Source organism: Actinomadura oligospora ATCC 43269, from assembly GCF_000518265.1.
Taxonomy (GTDB): Bacteria; Actinomycetota; Actinomycetes; order Streptosporangiales; family Streptosporangiaceae; genus Spirillospora; species Spirillospora oligospora.
This window is the reverse complement of sequence record NZ_KI912410.1, coordinates 786979-806019: the sequence shown is the minus strand read 5'-3', so window position 1 is coordinate 806019 and position 19041 is coordinate 786979. Positions and strand designations below refer to the sequence as shown.

The 19041-nt window shown below is 73.6% G+C and carries 20 protein-coding genes; 12 read left to right on the top strand and 8 right to left on the bottom strand.

Going from position 1 to position 19041, the window contains the following annotated elements:
• Positions 1–3 precede the first annotated feature (3 nt).
• Positions 4–1221 (bottom strand): cytochrome P450, encoded by a 1218-nt coding sequence (locus P696_RS0135490; protein WP_026416045.1) that lies wholly within the window; start codon positions 1219–1221, stop codon positions 4–6.
• Positions 1222–1472: 251 nt separating this feature from the next.
• Here P696_RS0135490 and P696_RS57135 point away from each other — a divergent pair, with 251 nt between their 5' ends.
• The 6 genes from P696_RS57135 (at position 1473) to P696_RS0135460 (ending at position 6837) form a co-directional block, all read left to right on the top strand.
• Positions 1473–1616 carry a hypothetical protein gene (locus tag P696_RS57135; RefSeq protein WP_170026670.1) on the top strand — a complete coding sequence of 48 codons (144 nt, stop codon included), beginning with the start codon at positions 1473–1475 and terminating at the stop codon, positions 1614–1616.
• A 202-nt stretch (positions 1617–1818) separates the two neighbouring features.
• On the top strand, positions 1819–3291 hold the full coding sequence (locus P696_RS58515) for a hypothetical protein (protein ID WP_034488386.1): 1473 nt from the start codon (positions 1819–1821) through the stop codon (positions 3289–3291).
• A gap of 118 nt (positions 3292–3409) precedes the next feature.
• Positions 3410–3826: a hypothetical protein gene (locus P696_RS0135475; RefSeq protein WP_026416043.1), complete on the top strand. Its 417-nt coding sequence runs from the start codon at positions 3410–3412 to the stop codon at positions 3824–3826.
• An 82-nt stretch (positions 3827–3908) separates the two neighbouring features.
• Entirely contained in the window at positions 3909–5030 is a 1122-nt protein-coding gene (locus P696_RS0135470; RefSeq protein ID WP_034488843.1) for a hypothetical protein, read from the top strand.
• The gene (locus P696_RS50250) at positions 5027–6010 is read left to right on the top strand and encodes an ABC transporter ATP-binding protein (RefSeq protein ID WP_051468535.1); all 984 of its coding nucleotides are present in this window, start codon (positions 5027–5029) and stop codon (positions 6008–6010) included. Before P696_RS0135470 ends, P696_RS50250 begins: the two co-directional genes overlap by 4 nt.
• Positions 6007–6837: an ABC transporter permease gene (locus P696_RS0135460; protein ID WP_026416041.1), complete on the top strand. Its 831-nt coding sequence runs from the start codon at positions 6007–6009 to the stop codon at positions 6835–6837. The genes P696_RS50250 and P696_RS0135460 overlap by 4 nt, the downstream gene beginning before the upstream one ends.
• 21 nt (positions 6838–6858) lie before the next feature.
• Here P696_RS0135460 and P696_RS0135455 read toward each other — a convergent pair whose 3' ends face one another.
• Complete coding sequence (locus tag P696_RS0135455) at positions 6859–7674, bottom strand: esterase/lipase family protein (RefSeq protein ID WP_211245927.1); 816 nt, start codon at positions 7672–7674, stop codon at positions 6859–6861.
• A 45-nt stretch (positions 7675–7719) separates the two neighbouring features.
• Between P696_RS0135455 and P696_RS0135450 the strand changes: the two genes are divergently transcribed.
• Positions 7720–8382, top strand: a complete 663-nt coding sequence (locus P696_RS0135450; RefSeq protein WP_026416039.1) for an MOSC domain-containing protein — start codon at positions 7720–7722, stop codon at positions 8380–8382.
• A 56-nt stretch (positions 8383–8438) separates the two neighbouring features.
• Positions 8439–9416, top strand: a complete 978-nt coding sequence (locus P696_RS0135445; RefSeq protein ID WP_026416038.1) for a quinone oxidoreductase family protein — start codon at positions 8439–8441, stop codon at positions 9414–9416.
• 25 nt (positions 9417–9441) lie between these two features.
• Here P696_RS0135445 and P696_RS0135440 read toward each other — a convergent pair whose 3' ends face one another.
• From P696_RS0135440 to P696_RS50245, 3 genes are read right to left on the bottom strand one after another with little or no spacing between them, the layout of a single operon-like run.
• Positions 9442–9843 carry a VOC family protein gene (locus P696_RS0135440; RefSeq protein WP_026416037.1) on the bottom strand — a complete coding sequence of 134 codons (402 nt, stop codon included), beginning with the start codon at positions 9841–9843 and terminating at the stop codon, positions 9442–9444.
• Positions 9844–9864: 21 nt separating this feature from the next.
• The gene (locus tag P696_RS0135435) at positions 9865–10539 is read right to left on the bottom strand and encodes a response regulator (protein ID WP_026416036.1); all 675 of its coding nucleotides are present in this window, start codon (positions 10537–10539) and stop codon (positions 9865–9867) included.
• The gene (locus P696_RS50245; RefSeq protein ID WP_064744201.1) at positions 10536–11921 is read right to left on the bottom strand and encodes a sensor histidine kinase; all 1386 of its coding nucleotides are present in this window, start codon (positions 11919–11921) and stop codon (positions 10536–10538) included. Before P696_RS50245 ends, P696_RS0135435 begins: the two co-directional genes overlap by 4 nt.
• 198 nt (positions 11922–12119) lie before the next feature.
• Here P696_RS50245 and P696_RS0135425 point away from each other — a divergent pair, with 198 nt between their 5' ends.
• Together P696_RS0135425 and P696_RS0135420 are read left to right on the top strand one after the other, a co-directional pair.
• Positions 12120–12788, top strand: coding sequence for an ABC transporter ATP-binding protein (locus tag P696_RS0135425; RefSeq protein WP_026416035.1), 669 nt, complete (start codon positions 12120–12122; stop codon positions 12786–12788).
• Positions 12785–15190, top strand: a complete 2406-nt coding sequence (locus P696_RS0135420) for an ABC transporter permease (protein WP_026416034.1) — start codon at positions 12785–12787, stop codon at positions 15188–15190. The genes P696_RS0135425 and P696_RS0135420 overlap by 4 nt, the downstream gene beginning before the upstream one ends.
• Before the next feature lie 60 nt (positions 15191–15250).
• Here the strand turns inward: P696_RS0135420 and P696_RS0135415 are convergent, their stop codons facing one another.
• Together P696_RS0135415 and P696_RS0135410 are read right to left on the bottom strand one after the other, a co-directional pair.
• The gene (locus tag P696_RS0135415) at positions 15251–15481 is read right to left on the bottom strand and encodes a hypothetical protein (protein ID WP_157430105.1); all 231 of its coding nucleotides are present in this window, start codon (positions 15479–15481) and stop codon (positions 15251–15253) included.
• A gap of 75 nt (positions 15482–15556) precedes the next feature.
• Entirely contained in the window at positions 15557–16135 is a 579-nt protein-coding gene (locus tag P696_RS0135410) for a TIGR03086 family metal-binding protein (RefSeq protein WP_026416032.1), read from the bottom strand.
• A 66-nt stretch (positions 16136–16201) separates the two neighbouring features.
• Between P696_RS0135410 and P696_RS0135405 the strand changes: the two genes are divergently transcribed.
• A complete protein-coding gene (locus P696_RS0135405; protein ID WP_245627935.1) occupies positions 16202–17152 on the top strand; it encodes a helix-turn-helix domain-containing protein in 951 nt (316 codons plus the stop codon).
• A gap of 32 nt (positions 17153–17184) precedes the next feature.
• The gene (locus tag P696_RS0135400; protein WP_026416030.1) at positions 17185–17766 is read left to right on the top strand and encodes a TetR/AcrR family transcriptional regulator; all 582 of its coding nucleotides are present in this window, start codon (positions 17185–17187) and stop codon (positions 17764–17766) included.
• 95 nt (positions 17767–17861) lie between these two features.
• Here the strand turns inward: P696_RS0135400 and P696_RS50240 are convergent, their stop codons facing one another.
• On the bottom strand, positions 17862–19004 hold the full coding sequence (locus P696_RS50240) for a family 2 encapsulin nanocompartment cargo protein polyprenyl transferase (RefSeq protein ID WP_245627934.1): 1143 nt from the start codon (positions 19002–19004) through the stop codon (positions 17862–17864).
• Between the last annotated feature and the right edge of the window lie 37 nt (positions 19005–19041).

Here is a 19041-nt window from a genome sequence, read left to right as displayed (position 1 = left end):
GCCTCAGGAGGTGGGGGTGAAGACGAGGGGGAGTTCGGCGGGGCCTCGGGTGAAGAGGCCCTGCTCGGTGAGAGTGTGGCCGTCGGCGACGCGGACGTCCGGCATGGCGTCCAGGAGCTGGTTGACGCCGACCTCGACCTCGGTCTTGGCGAGGAGCGCGCCGACGCAGAAGTGGCGGCCGAGCGCGAAGGCCAGGTGGTCGGCGGCGGCGGAGAAGGCCGTGTCGGCGGACAGGTCGTCGCGGAAGACGTCGAACGCGTCGGGGTTCGCGTAGCGTTCCGGGTCGCGGTTGGCGGCCCCGATGAGGGCCGTGACCGTCCTGCCCGCCTCGATCGTGCCGCCCGCGATCTCGACGTCCTCGGACGGCTGGCGCATGATCATGTGGACGGGCGGGGTGAAGCGGAGGGTCTCGGCGAACGCGCGCGGGATCAGCGTGCGGTCCTCGCGGACGGCGTCCAGTTGCTCGGGGTGGGCGAGCAGGTTCGCGAAGACGGCGGAGATCGCCTTGTCGGTGGTCTCGCCGCCCGCGGCGAGCAGCAGCGAGACGAACGACTTGATGTCCTCGTCGCTCATCGCGGTGCCGTCGATCTCGGCGGCGCAGAGCGTGGACAGCAGGTCGTCCCCGGGGTTCGCGCGCCGCTCCCGGACGATCGGGATCATGTACTCGGCCAGCTCGACGCGGGTGCGCTCGCCCGCGGCGGCGACGCCGGTGTCCTGCGTGAGGTTGCTCAGGAACGCGATGATCGAGGTGTACCACTTCTGGAACCGGGCGTGGTCGGCGCGGTCCAGGCCGAGCATGTCGACGATCACGCGGATCGGGAAGTGCGTGGAGTACTGCGCGACGAGGTCGACGCGTCCATCCTTGCGGAAGGCGTCGATGAGCTCGGCGGAGTTGCGCTCGATCACCGGCAGGAAGCGCGACTCCAGCTCGCCGCCCCGGAACGCGGGCGCGACCAGGGCGCGGCGGACGGCGTGCTCACGGCCGCTGAGCTGCAGGATCGTCTTCCCGTGGACGGGCTCGAGCTGCCAGTCGTAGTTCGCCGTGGTGAAGACCTGGTCCTTGAAGACCCGCGCGACGTCCTCGTGGCGGGAGACGACGTAGCTCTGCATGGGCTCGTGCCACAGCAGCGGCGCCTCCCTCCGGTAGGCGGAGTACGCGGCGTAGGGGTCGGCCGCGAACTCCGGCGACAGGATGTCGGGCACCTCCGGGGCGGTGGTCATGCGGTCCTCGCTCACGTCGTCGCTGTGCACGGTCACTGTGGGTCGTCGTCGTCCCGAGCCTAGGGAGCGGCTCCCCGCCGGTCGATACCGAAATGATCAAGTTTGTCCGAACCCTCGGCGGCAGCAGGTCTAGACCAAATTGCGATGTGGACGGGGTCATCCGCGAAAATCTGTTCGCTGTACTCACTTCCGTCCCGCCGCCGGCGAACCGCGCCGACGACGGACGGGACCACGGGAGGACGACGACAACGATGAGCGCCGCTCTGGCCAATCCCCGCCGCACCCGGCTCGACACCTGGCCGTCCCAGGGCCGCCAGGACCACGAGCCCGAGCCGACCGCCGCCCCGATGGGCTCCGCGACGCCCACGTCGGACGAGGAGAAGTCCGCTTCCTGAAGCGGCGCCCCGGGGCCCGTCCACGCCGGACGGCCCCGGGGCACACGGCCGTCCCACTCCCCCGGATCCCCGCCACGCGGCGCGGGATTCTTTTCGTCTGTCCGGGTTCCCCGGGATCCCGTGGAGATCCGGTGGCGTGGAACGTCCGCGTCCGATATGCCGTCCATGTCACAGAGGGCGGTTCCCCGTGGGAGGGGTGGGCGTGCGGCGGAGCGAGTTGTCGCGGGCGGAGCGGCGGGTCTGGCGGGCGTTCGCGCGGGGCGAGGAGGTCGACTTCCGCGACTCCCCCGACGAGGACGCGTCGTCCGGCGCGTCCTGGGGACGGGAGCGGACCGTCCGGGCGTCGGTCCTGCGCGCCCTCCTGCTGGACGGCCCGAGCCAGGACGGTGAGATCCCTGCGCTGCGCGTGAGCGGCGCGCGGATCGTCGGAACGCTGAACCTCCGGTACGCGACCGTCGAGCACGCCATCCGGCTCTGGGGATGCCACTTCGAACGCGTCCCGAACCTGTACGGCGGACGCTTCCGGCAGGTGAACCTGAGCAAGTCGTTCCTGCCCGGGCTGGAGGCGGCGACGATCCAGCTTTCCGGCGTCCTGCGGATCACCGACTGTGTCATCGCGGGCCCGATCGAGCTCGGCGGCGCGAACTTCGCGGGCGCGCTCTTCATGAACGGCGCACGGCTCGGGACGCCCGGCAACACCGACGCCAAGAGCGCCCTTCACCTCAACCACGCGACGCTCACGGACGACCTGTGGGCGCCCGGTCTCCAGGTGCACGGACGGTTCACGCTGGTCGGAGCGCGGATCGCCGGAACGCTGAACCTGGACGAGGCCGTCCTGGACCACCCGGGGCACACCGCCCTGGACGGCGAGATGGCGACGATCGCCAACGACGTCCGGGCCAAGCACCTGCGCGCTGACGGACGGATCAACCTCCGTGGCGCGAAGATCGGCGGACAGCTCAGCCTCTGGCACGCGAAGTTGTCGCATCCGGGCGATGTGGCGCTGCGGGCGAGCGGCTGCACGATCGGCGAGATCTGGTTCGGGGGTGAGGGCACCTCGATCGAGGGCCTGGTGAACCTGCGCCGCACGTCCGTCAGGCTGCTGAACATGCCGCCGAACCTGTGGCCGGAGTCGGTGTACCTGGACGGGCTGAGCTACACCTCGCTGACGCCGCGGATGGCCGCGGGTGCCCGCATCGAGGTGTTCCTGCGGGACAGGGCCGGGTACGTGCCGCACTCGTACGAGCAGCTCGCGGCGTACTACCGCCGGATCGGAAACGAGAGGAACGCCCAGAACGTCCAGATCGCGAAGCACCGCCACTACCGCCGGACGCGTCCCTGGTACGGCCGGGTCTGGGGATACCTCCAGGACTGGACGATCGGGTACGGGTACCGTCCGCTGCGCGCGGCGGGCTGGCTGGCCGCGCTGTGGGCGATCGGCGCGACGGTGTTCGCCCTGCATCACCCGCCGCCGCTGAAGGTGGACGAGCATCCGCCGTTCAACGCGTTCTCCTACTCCCTGGACCTGCTGCTGCCGATCATCAGCCTCGGCCAGGAGGACCGGTTCGCGCCGCGCGGCGGCTACCAGTGGCTCTCGTACGGGCTCATCCTGGCCGGGTGGACCCTCGCCTCCACGACGATCGCGGGCGTGAGCCGGGCGCTGAACCGGCAGTGAACTCGGCGGGGGCGCGGCGGGCCGGGGACGGGCATGATGGGAGTGCCGCACTCCTGACGGCACAACCTTGACGACACAGCCTTGACGACCGTTCGAGCCCGGCCCGGGGAGTCTCCTGATGGATCCGATCACGATCGCCGTTCTGACCGCCGCGACGGGGAAGGCCGTCGAGCTGGCGGGCGACCCCGTCCGGAGCGGGACCAAGCAGCTGTGGGCGCTGATCCGGGGTCGGTTCAAGGACGACGAGGAGCTCGTGAAGGCCGAGCAGGCGCCGGACGGGCCGGGAAAGGCGCTGGCCCTGGAGGGCGTCATCCGGCGGGCCGCCGAGGCCGACCCGGAGGTGCGGCGGGAGGCCGAGGCGCTGGAGGCGCTGATCAGGCAGGCGATGGACGTGAACCAGGAGTTCTGGCGCGAGCTGGAGGAACTGCGCGCGGCCGTGCGCGCCCAGGCGCGCCCGGGTTCGTCCAACAACTTCTACGGCCAGGCGCAGAAGGTCATCCAGATCGAGTCCAACAGCGGGACCATCAACTTCTGATTTCTTGCGGTGGCCGTCCGGCGGCGGGTGGCGCCAGGGACGAACTGACGCAAACCGGGGTGTGCCGCGTACGCTCACTGAGGTGAGCGTGGTGCGTCGCGATGCCCGGCGTCGCTGGGCGGTGGTGGTGGCGTTCGTGGCCGCGCTCTGCGCCACGCCGGTCGCGCTCGCCGCCTACCCCGCGTCGTCGTCCGGACGGGATCCTGCGGAGCAGATACAGCGCGCGCTCGGTTCCGGGACGCGCGCGCACGAGGGGCTCATAGAGGTCACCGGGTCGCTCGGCCTTCCGAACCTTCCCGGATTGGACGACGCGACCGGAGCGCTGCACGGGACGTCCCGGATGCGCAGCTGGTACGACGGGACGCATCGCTGGCGCGTGGCCGAATTGTCCATGACGGGCGAGCGCGACTACCTCGCCAACGCCGACGGACTCGACGTCTGGGATTACGAGCGGAACCAGCTCACCCGCATAGCCGGACGTCCCGTGGTGCGGCTGCCCAATGCGGCCGATCTGACTCCGCCCTCGCTGGCGCGCCGCCTGCTCAAGCTCGTGCGCGCGCGGGACAAGGTGACGGCGCTGAAGCCTCGTCGCATCGCCGGAGGGTCCGCCGACGGCCTGCGCATCACCACGTCCGACCAGGACACGACGATCGGAGCGGTGGACGTGTGGAGCGACCCGTCCACGGGGGTTCCGCTGGAGGTGGACGTGGTGTCGCGCGGGGCGGCGCGTCCCGCGCTGACGACCCGGTTCCTGGAGTTCACGGCGAAACGCCCGGCGACGTCGGACGTCGCGCCGCGTCCGGCCCGCGGGCTCATGCGCGGCACGGTCGACGCGCCGGACCTGCTGTCGCGGCTGGTCACGTTCACGAATCTGCGCCTGCCGGACCGGCTCGCCGGACGCGAGGCCATGCCCGGGACGGCGTCGGTCGCGAGCATCCGCGGCTACACGGGCGGGTTCGCGTCGCTCGCCGTCGCGCCGCTGCCGCCCCGGTACGGGCAGCGGCTGGTCGGCGCGGCGCAGGAGGCGGGCGCGGACGCCGTACCGCTGCGGCCAACGGCGGGACGCGGCGGCGAGTACCTGATGCTGACGACGCCGCTGCTGAACGCGATGCTGTTCCACGCGGACGTGGGAACGACGTTCCTGCTGGTCGGGGCCGTCCGGCCGGAGGTGCTGAAGACCGCGGCCGCGGAGCTCGCGTCGTGATCGCCACGCGTGGCCTGACCAAGCGGTACGGACGTGTCGTGGCCGTCCGGGACGTGGACCTCGCGGTCGGCGCGGGCGACCGGTTCGGGCTGCTCGGGCCGAACGGGTCGGGCAAGACGACGCTGGTCAGGATGCTGCTCGGGCTGGTCTTCGCGACGTCCGGGGAGATCGAGGTGATGGGCCGCCCGATCCCGCGCCGCACCGGCGAGGTGCTGCCGCGCGTCGGCGCGATGGTGGAGGGGCCGGGCGCGTACGGGCACCTGTCCGGACGCGCGAACCTGGCATTGCTCGACGCGTCCGGGCCTGGACGCGGGACGCGCCGGACGCGCCGCCGCCGCGTCGGCGAGGCCCTGGAACGGGTCGGGCTCGGCGGCGTGGACGACCGTCCGGTCAAGGCGTACTCGCTCGGCATGCGGCAGCGCCTCGGCCTCGCCGCCGCGCTGCTGCACGAGCCGGAGCTGCTGATCCTGGACGAGCCGACCAACGGCCTGGACCCGCGCGGCATCCGCGAGATCCGCGACCTGCTGCGCGCGCTGAACGAGGACGGCACGACGATCCTGCTGTGCAGCCACCTGCTCGGCGAGGTCGAGGAGCTGTGCACGCGCGTCGGCGTCATGGACCGGGGACGGCTCGTCCTGCAACGGGACATGTCCGACGTGCGTGCCCTGACCGGGCGCGTCGAGCTCCGCACCCCGGACGCGGCGCGCGTCGTCGCCCTGCTGGACGGCCGGGTCGAGCACCGCGACGGCGACCTGCTGCTGGTCAGGGCCGCCGACGCCGCCGAGCTGAACGCGCGCCTGGTCGCGGACGGCCTGCGCGTCACCGAGATCCGGCCGCAGCGGCGGACGCTGGAGGAGGTCGTCCTGTCCCTGACCGGCGCGAGCGCCGACCGTTTCGACCGTCCCGGCGCAGCCGCCGACGCCCGCGCTGGCACCGACGCCCGCGCCGACGCCGACCGAACCGCCGGGGAGCTGACGTGATCCGGACCGAGCTGGTGAAGATGCTGCGGCGGCCCCGGACGTGGGTGTCGCTGATGCTGCTGTGCGGGCTGCCCGGGCTCGTCGCCGCGTTCCTCGGCGTCACCAAGGTCGCGCCGCCCGCCGGGCAGGGCCCCGCGTTCCTGTCGGCGGTCCTCTCGAACGGGACGCTGTACCCGGCGGCGGCGCTCGCGATGGTGCTGCCGCTGTTCCTGCCCGTGTCGGTCGCGGTGGTCGGCGGGGACTCGGTCGCGGGCGAGGCGGGCTCGGGGATGCTGCGCTACCTGCTGCTCCGTCCCGTCGGCCGGACGCGCCTGCTGGTCGCCAAGCTCGCCGCGCTCGTCGGGTTCGTGCTGCTCGCGGTCGTCGCCGTGACGCTCAGCTCGTACGCGATCGGCATCGCGGTGTTCGGCGCGAAGCCCGCCTCGGCGGTGACGGGCGCGAGCCTGGTGACCTCGATGTCCGGGACGGGCCTGACCACCCCGCAGGTGCTGCTGCGCCTGGCCTGCGCGATGCTCTACGTCGGTGTGTCGATGCTCGGCGTCGGCGCGATCGCGCTGTTCCTGTCGACGGTGACCGACTCGGCGCTCGGCGCGGCCCTGGGCGCGCTCGCCGCGCTCGTGACCAGCCAGATCCTCGTCTCGCTGGACGCGGCGGCGGCCGTCCACCCGTACCTGCCGACGCGCTACTGGCTCGCCTGGATCGACTTCTTCCGCGCCCCGGTCCTGTGGCACGACATCCAGCGCGGGCTCGCGCTCCAGGCGGTCTACGTGGCGGTCTTCCTCGCCGCCGCCTGGGCCAACTTCGCCACCCGCGACATCACGAACTGACCGGGCGCCCCCCTGGGGAGGTCACGAGCCGTCCGCGCGCAGGGACGCGCAGTCCGACGGCGCCGGGGTCGTCATCAGGTCGCTGCCGAGGGCCCGCAGGACGAGGCCGCCCACGAGCGGGTCGGACGGCAGGGCGTCGTGGCCGGTCCGGACGTCCGGGCAGATCTCCTGCAGGACGACGTTGATCGCGCCGTCCAGCCGGGCGGACTCGGGAGGCGTGACGACCTGGTCGCGGGTCGTCCACACCGACATCCACTCGGGACTGTCGCCGACGCGGTCGCCGAGGCCGCGCAGCAGCGGGCTGTCCGGGACGAGCTGCTGGCACGCCGTCGGACAGGCCCCCGGCGACAGCGCCGCGCCCGCCGCCGAGACGTCCGCGCCCTGGTGCGGGGAGCCGAGCGTGACGATCCGGCGGGCCTTGTGCGCGCCGTTGTGGTCACGCGCCCACAGCCGCGTCACGACGCCGCCCGCCGAGTAGCCGACGACGTCCACCGAGGGCGCGCCGCCACGCAGCAACGCGTTCACCCTCCGGTCCAGCGAGTCGGCCTGTTTTCGCAGGTCACCGGTGCCGTTGCCGGGCGGGAGGACGATCACGGCGCGGCGGCCGAGGCGTTCGAACCGCCGCGCGAGGACGGCCAGGCCGTCCGTCCCGCCGCCGTAGCCGGGGACGAGCACGACCGGGCCGGGCGTGGACTGGTCGGCGGCGGGGCCCGCGTCGCGTCCGGCACGGGCGAGGGCGAACCGTCCGGCCACCACGAGGACGATCACCGCGACGAGCGCCGACATCCCGCCGACGTACCAGCGCCGTCGCGGGCTGAGTCCGGCGAGCCACCACACACGTCCAGATATACCCGCCCGAAGAGGGCCCTCTACTCTCATGCCATGGCGTTCCTCCTCTCACTGAACATCGGGCACCGGCGCGACAACCCGTGGCAGAGCTATTCCGGGACCGGAATCGACAAGCGTCCGGTGGACGGGCCCATCCGCGTCGAGGCCCCCGGACCGCGTGGCACCGGCGCGGTCGGACTCGCGGGCGACCGCGTCTACGACCTGCGCCACCACGGCGGCGACGACCAGGCCGTCTACGCGTACGCGCGCGAGGACCTGGACGCGTGGGGCGCCGAACTCGGCCGCGACATCCCCAGCGGCTCGTTCGGCGAGAACCTCACCACGTCCGGTGTGGACGTCAACGCAGCGCTCATCGGCGAGCGCTGGCGCGTCGGCCGCGACGTCCTGCTGGAGGTGTCCGCGCCGCGCATCCCGTGCCGGACGTTCGCGGGCTGGATGGACGAGCCCGGATGGATCAAGACCTTCACCGCCCGCGCCCTGCCCGGCACGTACTTCCGCGTCGTCGAGCCCGGCGACATCGCGAAGGGCGACGAGATCACCGTCGTCGACCGTCCGTCCCACGAGGTGAGCATCGGCCTGGTCTTCCGCGCCCTCACCCTCGAACCCGAACTCCTCCCCCGCCTCCAGGACGCCGGAGACGCGCTCCCGGCGGACACCCGTGAGACCGTGGCACGCCGACTTTCCCGATCGGAATGATTGAGAGCCACCGCGGGTTGGCCGGTGAGGGGAACACCGAGGACAAGGAGTCACCTATGCAGTCGACGGCGATCGTGATCCGGGAGCAGGGCGGGCCCGAGGTGATGCGGCCGGAACAGGTGGACGTGCCGTCCGAGGTCGGGGCGGGTGAGGCGCTCGTCGAGGTCGCCTACGCCGGGGTCAACTTCATCGACATCTACCAGCGCAACGGCCGCTACACGATGGAGACGCCGTTCGTGCCGGGCAACGAGGGCTCCGGACGCGTCGTCGCGGTCGGCGACGGCGTCACAGCGGTCGAGGTCGGCGACCGCGTCGCCTGGGAGGGCGTGGCAGGGTCGTACGCGCGGCACGTCGTCGCCCCGGCCGCGCGCCTGCTGCCCGTCGCGGACGACGTGGACGACGCGCAGGCCGCCGCGCTCCCCCTCCAGGGCCTGACCGCGCACTACCTCACGACCGAGTCGCACCCCATCGCCGCCGGGGAGACCGTCCTGGTCCACGCGGGCGCGGGCGGCACCGGCCTCGCGGTGACCCAGGTCGCGAAGATCCTCGGCGCGACCGTCATCACCACGGTCTCCACGGAGGAGAAGGCGAAGATCTCCCGCGAGGCCGGGGCCGACCACGTCCTGGTCGGCTACGACGGCTTCGACGCCCGCGTCCGCGACCTGACCGGCGGCCTCGGCGTCCACGCCGTCTACGACGGGGTCGGGCAGGCCACCTTCGACGGCTCCCTCGCGTCCCTGCGCCGCCGTGGCACGTTCGTCCTGTTCGGCGGGTCGAGCGGCGCCGTCCCGCCGGTCGACCCGATGCGCCTCAACGCGGCGGGATCGGTCAAGTTCACCCGTCCCACCCTCTGGGACTTCGTCGCCGACCCGGCCGAGCTCCGCGCCCGCTACGGCGACGTCCTCGGCTGGGCGTCCCAGGGCCGCCTTTCTGTGCGCGTCCACGCCGAGTACCCGCTCGAGGACGCCCCCCAGGCCCACCGCGACCTCGCCGGGCGCGGCACCGTCGGCAAGCTCCTGCTCCGCACCGGCTGACGCCCTCGGGGGCGGCGGACGGATCTCAGGATCCGTCCGCCTTCCCGAGCAGGTCCCAGCGGTTCCCGGCGATGTCGAGGAACACCGCGACCCGTCCGTACGGCTCGTCCCGGGGCTCGGTGACGAACCGCACTCCCGCCGCGACCATCTGCTCGTACTTCGCGTCGAAGTCGTCCACGTTCAGGAAGAACCCGACCCGTCCCGCGACCTGGTCACCAACTGCGGCCTCCTGCCGCTCCCCGTCCGCCCGCGCGAGCAGCAACCCCGTCCCGCCTCCCGCCGGACGCACCACCACCCACCGCTTGGCCCGCCCGTCGTTCGTGAGGGCCGGAGAGTCCTCCACCAGCTCGAACCCGAGTACTCCGACAAAGAACTCGATCGCCGGGTCGTACTCCTCGACCACCAGCGCCACCAGGTCAATCCGCATCCGCCGATCGTAGATCCACACTCACCCCGAATGGCCTGGGGTGATGAGGCCGGTCTCGTAGGCGACGATGATGGCCTGGGCCCGGTCGCGGAGGTCGAGTTTGGACAGGATGCGGGCGACGTGGGTCTTCACGGTGGCCTCGCTCAGGTGCAGGTGGGCGGCGAGTTCGGCGTTGGTGCGGCCACGGGCGAGGAGGCGGAGGACCTCGAGTTCGCGGGTGGTCAGCGGGGTCAGGTCGCGGTGCAGGGCGGTGGCGGGCTCGGCGGCGTCGGCGCGGGTGGCGAAGCGTTCGACCAGGCGGCGGGTGATGGACGGCGCGAGGAGGGCGTCCCCGGTGCGGACGAGCCGGACGGCGGCGGCGAGGTGCTCGGGCGAGACGTCCTTCAGGAGGAAGCCGCTGGCGCCCGCGGCGAGGGCGGCGTAGACGTAGCGGTCGAGGTCGAAGGTCGTCAGCATGATCACCCGGGACGGGGTGCCCGCCGACAGGATGCGGCGGGTGGCGGTCAGGCCGTCCAGTCCGGGCATCTGGATGTCCATCAGGACGACGTCGGGCCGCAGCGCGCGGACGGCCTCGACCGCGCGGGCGCCGTCCTCGACCTCGGCGACCACGTCGATCCCGGCGGCGGTGAGGATCATGCCGAAGCCGGTGCGGACGAGGGCCTGGTCGTCGGCGATCACCACGCGCGGCGCGGTCATCGCGCCGCCGGGAACGTGGCGTGGACGCGGTAGCCGCCGGACGGCGTGGGCCCGTGCTCCAGGACTCCGCCGAAGACGGCGACGCGTTCGCGCAGGCCGAGCAGGCCGCGTCCGTTCCCGGAGTGGGACGTGGCGCCGCCGCCGGTGTCGGTGACCTCGACGGTCAGCTCGCCCGGAGTGTGGGCGACGACGATGCCGACGCGGGCTCCGGCGGCGTGCTTGAGCGTGTTGGTGAGCGCCTCCTGGACGACCCGGTACGCGGCCAGGTCCATCCCTTCGGGCAGGTCGGACGGTTCGCCACTGACGATCAGGTCGACCTTCACGCCGGTCGCGCGGACGCGCTCGGCGAGGGCCGGGACCTGGGCGAGGCCGGGACGCGGCGCGAGATCGGCCTCCTCGGGCTCGCCGTCCATGGTCAGCAGGTTCATGACGTGCCGGAGCTCGGTCATCGCCGCGCGCCCGCCGGACTCGACGGCCCGCATCGCCGCCTCGGCGCGGTCCGGTTCGTCCCGCAGGACCATGCGGGCCGCACCCGCCTGAACCACCATCACGCTCACATTGTGGGTCACGACGTCGTGCAGTTCCTGGGCGATGCGCGATCGTTCCCGTTCGACGGCGCGGCGGGTGGCCTCCTCCTGCCTCGCCTCCAGCGCGCGGACGCGCTGCTGCCAGGTGTGGATCGCGTTCGCGCCGAGCCCGACCGGGATCAGCAGCAGGAAGCCGAGCAGGCTCGGGTTCATCTGGGGCACCAGCGAGTGGCGGAAGAGGACGACCGCCAGGACGTCCACGACGGCCGTCCCGATCGCGAGCCGCTGGTGCGGGCTGTAGACGACGGCGCTGTAGGCGGCGATGACCAGGGCCGCGAACGTGAAGGTCGGATTCAGGTAGACGCCCTTGTGGAACAGCACCGCCGCGACGGACACCGTCCACAGCGCGCCGAGCGGGTACCGGCGGCGGACGGCGATCGGCAGGGCGATCAGGAGCGCCAGCGCGATGTGCCACCACACCGACAGGCCATGGAGCGTGGTGTGCGCGGGGTCCAGCCCGCGCATGCCCGGGACGTGCACGCCCGGCCCGTAGTGCGGTTCGGGCGGTGGGGGTGGTGCGAGCGGTGCACCCGGAACATCCGGCGCGTCAGGTTCGTCCGGGACGTCCGGCGGGTCGCTCGGGTCCGGGGGGTACTGGTCCCCCGGAGGAAACGGGTGCGGACCATCGTCGGACACGTCCATCACGACGCCCAGCGCGCCCACGGCCAGCAGGACGGCCAGCACCGCGTCCGCCATGACGGCCCAGCGGGACGTGCGCGACGGCGGGTCCGGCGTCACGCGCCAGAGCGCGTTCCAGAGGGCGGCCCGGCGGTCCGCGAGGACGGTTCTGCTCACCGGCTCACTATGGCAAGCAACCAGAAACCGGCACATCCTCCCCGGGAACGCGACGGACCCGCCGCGCGGCGTACATCGCGAGGATGACCCGGACCGGGAATCGCCCGCGCGGCCGACCCGATCCCATCAGCGCGGCCGACGCGCCGTCCGCCCCACGCTTCCTACCGTCTGGGCGACCCCAGACGATGAGGAGACGCCGTGATCGAGATCCGCGCGGTGACGAAGTCCTATGACGACGGCGGGCCCGCCCTCGCCGACCTGAACCTGACCGTGGCGGAGGGCGAGGCGCTCGCCGTGCTCGGGCCGTCCGGCAGCGGGAAGTCGACGCTGCTCAACCTGGTCGCGGGCCTGGACCGTCCCACCGAGGGGACGGTCACGGTCGCCGGGACGCGCGTGGACGACCTGTCCGAGACCGCGCTCGCGAGGTACCGCCGCAGGAAGGTCGGGATGGTGTTCCAGTTCTTCAACCTCCTGGACGACCTGACCGTCATCGACAACGTGCTGCTGCCCGCGCAGCTCTCGCGCATGTCGCGGCGCGCGGCCCGGGACCGCGCCGAGGAGCTGCTCGGGAAGCTCGGCGTCCTCCAGCACGCGCGGGCGTTCCCCGGACGGCTGTCGGGCGGCGAGCGGCAGCGCGTCGCGGTCGCCCGCGCGCTGATGAACCGCCCGCCGCTGCTCCTCGCCGACGAGCCGACCGGCGCGCTGGACACCGCGTCCGCCGCCGACGTCCGCGACCTGCTGACCGGCCTGAACGCCGACGGCCAGACGATGCTGCTGGTCACGCACGACACCGCGCTCGCCGACGCGTGCGCGACCCGGACGATCGAGCTGACCGACGGCCGGATCACCCGGATGGCGACCCGATGAGCGCGCTCGGACGGATCGTCCGCTCGGGCGTGGCGCGCAAGCGGGTGCAGACCCTCGTCCTGACGCTGACGACGATGCTGGCGGTGACCGCGTCCGTGCTGGCGGCGGGGCTGGTCGTGGCGTCCCGGGCGCCGTTCGACCACGCCTTCGCCAAGCAGCACGGCGCGCACCTGACCGCCCGGTTCGACGGGAGCCGCGCCACGCCGGAGCAGCTCGCCGCGACCGCGCACGCGCCCGGCGTCACGGCCACGGCCGGGCCGTTCCCGGTGCTGACGCTGCGGCCGTCCTTCGGTGAGGGCGGCGGCGGCCCGGACCCGCTCCCGATGACCATCGCCGGACGTCCCGCGCCGGACGGCCCCGTCGACGACGTCGACCTCGTCGACGGCCGGTGGGCGACGACACGGGGCGAGATCGTCGTCGACGCCGACGGCCCGCCGTTCCCGGTCGGCCACAAGGTCACGTTCTCGCAGGCGGCGGGCCATCCGACCCTCACCATCGTCGGACGGGCCCGGTCGGTCGGCCGCAGCGCCGACGCGTGGGTCGCCCCCGCGCAGCTCACCGCGCTGACCACGCGGGCCCCCGACCAGCAGATGCTCTACCGGTTCCGGCACGCGGCGACCGACGCCCAGATGTCCGCCGGCCGCGCCGCGGTCACCGCCGCCGCCCCGCGCGGCTCGCTGACCGGCGCGGGCTCCTACCTGACGATCCGGCACAAGGCGCAGCGGGAGACCGCGACGTTCGTGCCGTTCATCGTGGCGTTCGGGCTGCTCGCGCTCGTGATGTCGGTGCTGACGATCGGGGTCGTGGTGAACGCCGCCGTCGCCGCCGCGACGCACCGGATCGGCGTGCTGAAGTCGCTCGGCTTCACGCCCTCGCAGGTCGTGACCGGGTACGTGGGCAAGGCGCTGATCCCGGCCGCGATCGGGACGGGCCTCGGCGTCGTGTTCGGCAACCTGCTGGCGATCCCGGCGATGCGCCAGGAGGGCAACGCCTACCAGACCGGGTCCCGGACGGTCGCGCCGTGGATCGACGTCGCGGTGGCCGCCGCCGCGCTCGCCGCCGTCGCGGTCACGGCCCTGGTCCCCGCGCTCCGCGCCGGACGGCTCCGGGCGGCGGAGGCGATCGCGATCGGGCGCGCGCCGCGTCCCGGCCGGGGCCGGACGGCCCGCCGCCTGCTCGGAAGACTGCCGCTGGCGCGTCCGGTGAGCCTCGGCCTCGCCGCGCCGTTCGCCCGTCCGGCCCGGTCGGTGGCGATGGGCCTGGCGCTGATGCTCGGCACGGCGGCGGTCGCGTTCGGAACGGGCCTCGCCCTCTCCCTGAACGGCATCCAGAACGGCCTGAACCAGGACGAGGCCGGAGCCGTCACGGTCCACGTCATGGGCCGCCCCGGCATGCAAGCCGGCCCGGACGGAGCACCCGAGGCCCCCGCGCCCGGTCAGCGGCCCCGGAACGGGCCGGCGCCCACCCCCGAGCCCGCCGACCCCGCCGCCATCGCCCGGACGATCGAGGCGCAGCCGGGCACCCGCCGGTACTTCTCCGTGTCCGAGGCGCGGATCGGCGTCGCCGGGATGACCAGCGCCGCCTCCCTGACCGCCTACACCGGGGACGCGTCGTGGGGCGCCTTCCAGATCGTCTCCGGGCGCTGGTTCCACGGCCCCGGCGAGGCGGTCGCGCCGTCCGCGCTGCTGAAGGCGACCGGGACACGGGTCGGCGGCACGATCACCCTGACCAACGCCGGACGGACCGCCCGGGTCCGGATCGTCGGCGAGATCATGATGGTGCGCGACGACGGCATGGACGTGCTGACCGACACCGCGTCCACGGCACCGCTCGGCATCGGCTTCGACCCCGGAATGACCGAGTTCCACATCGACGTCAAGGACGGCACCGACGCGGGCGCCTACACCAGGTCGCTGGACCGTGCCCTGCAAGGCGTCGGCGGAGCCGCCGACCGGAACACCGCCCACATCAGCCCCACGGTCGTCGCCATGGACACGCTCGCGGGGATGCTGACCGTCCTGCTGGTCGTGGTGGCCGGGCTCGGCGTGCTCAACACGGTCGTGCTCGACACCCGCGAACGGGTGCACGACCTGGGCGTCCTCAAGGCGCTCGGGATGGCTCCACGGCAGGTCATCGGCATGATCATCACAACGGTCGGGCTGGTCGGGCTGTGCTTCGCGGCGGCCGGGATCCCCCTCGGGATGGCGCTCCACGCGGCCGTCGTCCCGGAGATGGGCAAGGCCGCCGGGACGGGCATCCCCTCCGCCGACCTGAACGTCTTCGACCTGCCGCTGCTGGCCGTCCTGCTGCTCGGCGGCGTCCTGATCGCGGTCGCGGGCGCGCTGCTCCCCGCGGGCTGGGCCGCCCGGACCCGCACGTCCACGGCCCTCCGCACCGAATGACCCACCCCGAACCCCCGCACACCAGACACCCGCGCACCGGACGACGGCGTGCCGGACGGGTCAGGGCCAGCGGTGGGCGGCGTCCGGCGCGGGAAGGTGGGGCGGCAGGTAGCACATGGTGGTCACGTGCTCGTCCTTGCAGGTCAGGCACAGGTAGGTGCGATGGCCGCGCAGCCCCCGCCCCCGTTCCAGGCACGGCGGGCAGCCGCACGGGGACCAGCCGACGATCACCCGGCCGGGCCCCAGGCGGTGCCCGCGCGGGCACAGGAAGGGCACATGCTCGGTCGTCACACCGAGCACTCTAATCGAACATACAATCGAAAAACACCAGCGGCCCGGCATAACGCCGGGCCGCGAGGCGTCGGGTCACCGCGTCCAGTGGGGGTCGCGGCCGGACAGCGCCAGCGCCCGCGCGAACACCGGCGCGGACGCGTCGATCTCGACCGGGTCGGCGAACCCGTCGTACTGGCGGTAGATCTCGGCGTTCGCCTCCACCACCGACAGGACGAACACGGCGGCCTCGTCCGAGACCTCGAACGTCTGCCCCGTGGACATGGCGACGTCCCATCCGTGGACGGCCATCTCCTTGATCACCATCCCCGCGATGTCCTTCGCCGGGACGGTCATCTCGCCGAGGTCGATGTCGCCCTCCCAGACCTCCGGGTCGGCCCAGGCGGCGACGGCCCGGTCGAGCTGCGCGGCGTAGGCGACGGCCCAGTCCGGGTCGGCGGTGAAGTCGCGCCCGGTCAGCTCGTCCGGCAGGGCCTCCCGCCGCGCCCGGTGCTCCAGGCCGTGCGAGGTGTAGAGGACCCAGTGGTTCACCAGCGTCCGCAGGTCGAAGTCGGCGCACGTCGTCGTGTCGTCCCAGTGGCCCGCCGGGACGCCCCGGGCGACGCGCGCGGCCTCGGCGGCGCATTCCTTCATGTGAGTGTGCAGGTCCTTCATGACGACCACACTAAGGGCCCGCGACCTCCCGGTTCTTGGAGATTCGCGACAGCTAGGCTGGTCCCCGTGGAGAACCCGTCACCCGGCGACAGCACGACATCCCGCGAGAGCACACCCCCCGCCGGGAACGCAACGCCCGACCCGAACACGACGCCCCGCGCGGGCGCGGCACCGGGCGCGGCGTCCGGCTCAGCACCTGGCGCGGACGTCACGGCCGACGGCGGCGCGGCGGCCCTCGGACGAGTCGCGCGGGGGGTTCTGTATCCGGCGCGGCATGTGGAGGTGGTCGAGACCGCGCGGCACGACCCGTCCCCCGAGGCCGCCCGGTACGTCGAGCTGTACTGGCACGTGCGGTGGCGTGTGGACGAGCCGCACGACAGCAAGGTCCTGTCGTATCCGAGCGTCCACCTGGTGTTCGAGGACCCGGAGCCGATGATCTACGGGGTCGTCCGCGACCTGTTCGTGCGGCGGCTGGAGGGCGAGGGCCAGGTGCTCGGGGTGAAGTTCCACCCGGGCTGCTTCCGGCCGTTCGCGGGCGGACCGGTGAGCGCGTTCACCGACCGCACCGTCCCGGCCGCCGAGGTCTTCGGCCCTGAGGTCGTCGACGTCGGACGGCGGGTCATGGCGGGCCGCGAGACCGCCGACCTCGCCGCCCCGGCCGAGAGGTTCCTGCTCGACCGGCTGCCCGAGCCCGACCCGACGGCGCACGAGGTCGCGGGGATGGTCGAGCGGATCACCGCGCGTCCGGACCTGTTCCGCGTCGACCAGGCCGCCGAGGCCCTGCACGTCTCCACCCGCACGCTGCAGCGGCTGTTCGCCGAGTACGTCGGCGTCACCCCCAAGTGGGTGATGCGCCGCGCCCGGCTCCAGGAGGCCGCGACCCGCGCGGACGCGGGCGACACCGTCGACTGGGCGGCGCTGGCCGCCGACCTGGGCTATTTCGACCAGGCCCACCTGGTGCGCGACTTCACCGCCACGGTCGGCGTCCCGCCCGCCCGCTACGCCCGCAGCGTGTAGACAGTCCGATCCGAACCAGGAGTGGGGGACGCATGGCCCGAGCGGGGCTGACGGTGGACAGGATCGTCCAGGCGGCGGCGGAGATGGCCGACGAGCAGGGGGTGGAGAACGTGTCGGTCTCGGCGCTCGCGCGCCGGTTCGGCGTCCGGGACGCGAGCCTGTACTCGCACATCAGGAGCCTGGCCGACCTGCGCCGCCGCGTCGCCCTCAAGGCGGGCGACGAGCAGGCCGGACGCATCGCCGAGGCCGTGGCCGGACGCGCCGGACGCGACGCCCTGGTCGCGTTCGCCAACGCCTACCGCGACTACGCCCGCGAGCACCCCGGCCGCTACGCCGCCATGCAGATCCCCGTCGACCCGGAGGCGGCCAGGCTCGTGGCCGAGGGCCGGGCGGAGGGCTCGCGCGGCGTCGAGGTCACCGCCGCGATGATGCGCGCCTACGACCTGCCCGACCCCGACCTGACCGATGCCGTCCGGCTGCTGCGCAGCACCTTCCACGGGTTCATCTCCCTGGAGGCGAACGGCGCGTTCGGGCATCCGCGCGACGTCCAGGCGTCCTGGGACAAGGCCCTGGAGGCCCTGCACCAGCTGCTCACCGCCTGGCCGAGGACCTGAAAGGCCCGGCACCACGGCATGGCTTGCCGTCGTGCCGGGCTTGACAGGTGGTCTGCGCCGCGCAGGTGGTCAACGCCGCGCGGGCGGTCGGCGGGTCAGTGGTCGCGCGTGGTGACCAGCCCGGCGAGGCCGCGGAGGTGCTCGGCGGCCGGGCCCGCCGGATCGGCCGCGTCGAGCTCGGCCAGGGCCTCCTCGAGCAGTTCGAGCGCGCGGGTGCGGGCCCAGTCGCGTCCGCCCGCGGCCTCGACGAGCTCGGCGGCCCGGGCGCGTTCGGCCTCCCCGAGCGGACGGTCCTGGTGGTAGAGGGCGGCGAGCTCCCCGGCCGCCGCCGTGCCGGACGTCAGGGCCGCGACCACCGGCAGGGACTTCTTGCGGCTGCGCAGGTCGGAGTGCGCGGCCTTGCCGGTGGTGGCCGGGTCGCCCCAGATGCCGAGCAGGTCGTCCACGAGCTGGAAGGCCAGCCCGAGGCGGTGCCCGAACGCGGTGAGCCGGGCGGCCCGCGCCGCCGGGGCGCCGCCGTACAGCGCGCCCAGCCCGCAGGACGCCCCGATCAGCGCGCCCGTCTTCCGGTCGGCCATCTGGACGCACTCGGCCAGGTCCACGTCCGAGCGGCGCTCGAACGACATGTCGCTGGACTGCCCTTCGACCAGCTCCAGCACCGCCCGCGACAGCATCACGACGCCCTCGCCCGCACCGGCGAGCAGCTCGAGCGCGCGCGCGAGCAGCGCGTCCCCGGCGAGGATCGCCGGACCGGCGCCGAACACGTTCCACGCGGTCGGACGGTGCCGCCGGGTGAGGTCGCCGTCCATCACGTCGTCGTGCAGCAGCGAGAAGTTGTGCACCAGCTCCACCGCGACCGCGGCGGGCAGCGCGGCCTGCGCCGTGCCGCCCGCCGCCTCGGCGCACAGCAGCGTGAGCGCGGGCCGCAGCACCTTCCCTCCGTCCGCGCGGGCCGGACGGCCCTCGGCGTCCTCCCAGCCGAAGTGGTAGGACGCGATGCGGGCCATCGAGCCCGGCATGCTCCCGACCGTGTCCCGAAGCCCGGGATCGATCAGGTCCCGGGCCCAGGTGAGCGTCTCCGCCGAGGACGCGCCCGCCGGACGGGCCGGGCCGCGCGCCCGCCGGGCCGCGGGCGGCTCGGCGGGCGGCTCGGCGGGACTCGGTGTCGCCTCGGTCGCCGGCGGGGCCGCGGGAACGGTCGCTGCGGCGCGCGTCGGCACAGTGCGTCGGCGGGGCACTACGGCCTCCTGGTGGGGGTGAGGGGGATGGGGGGAC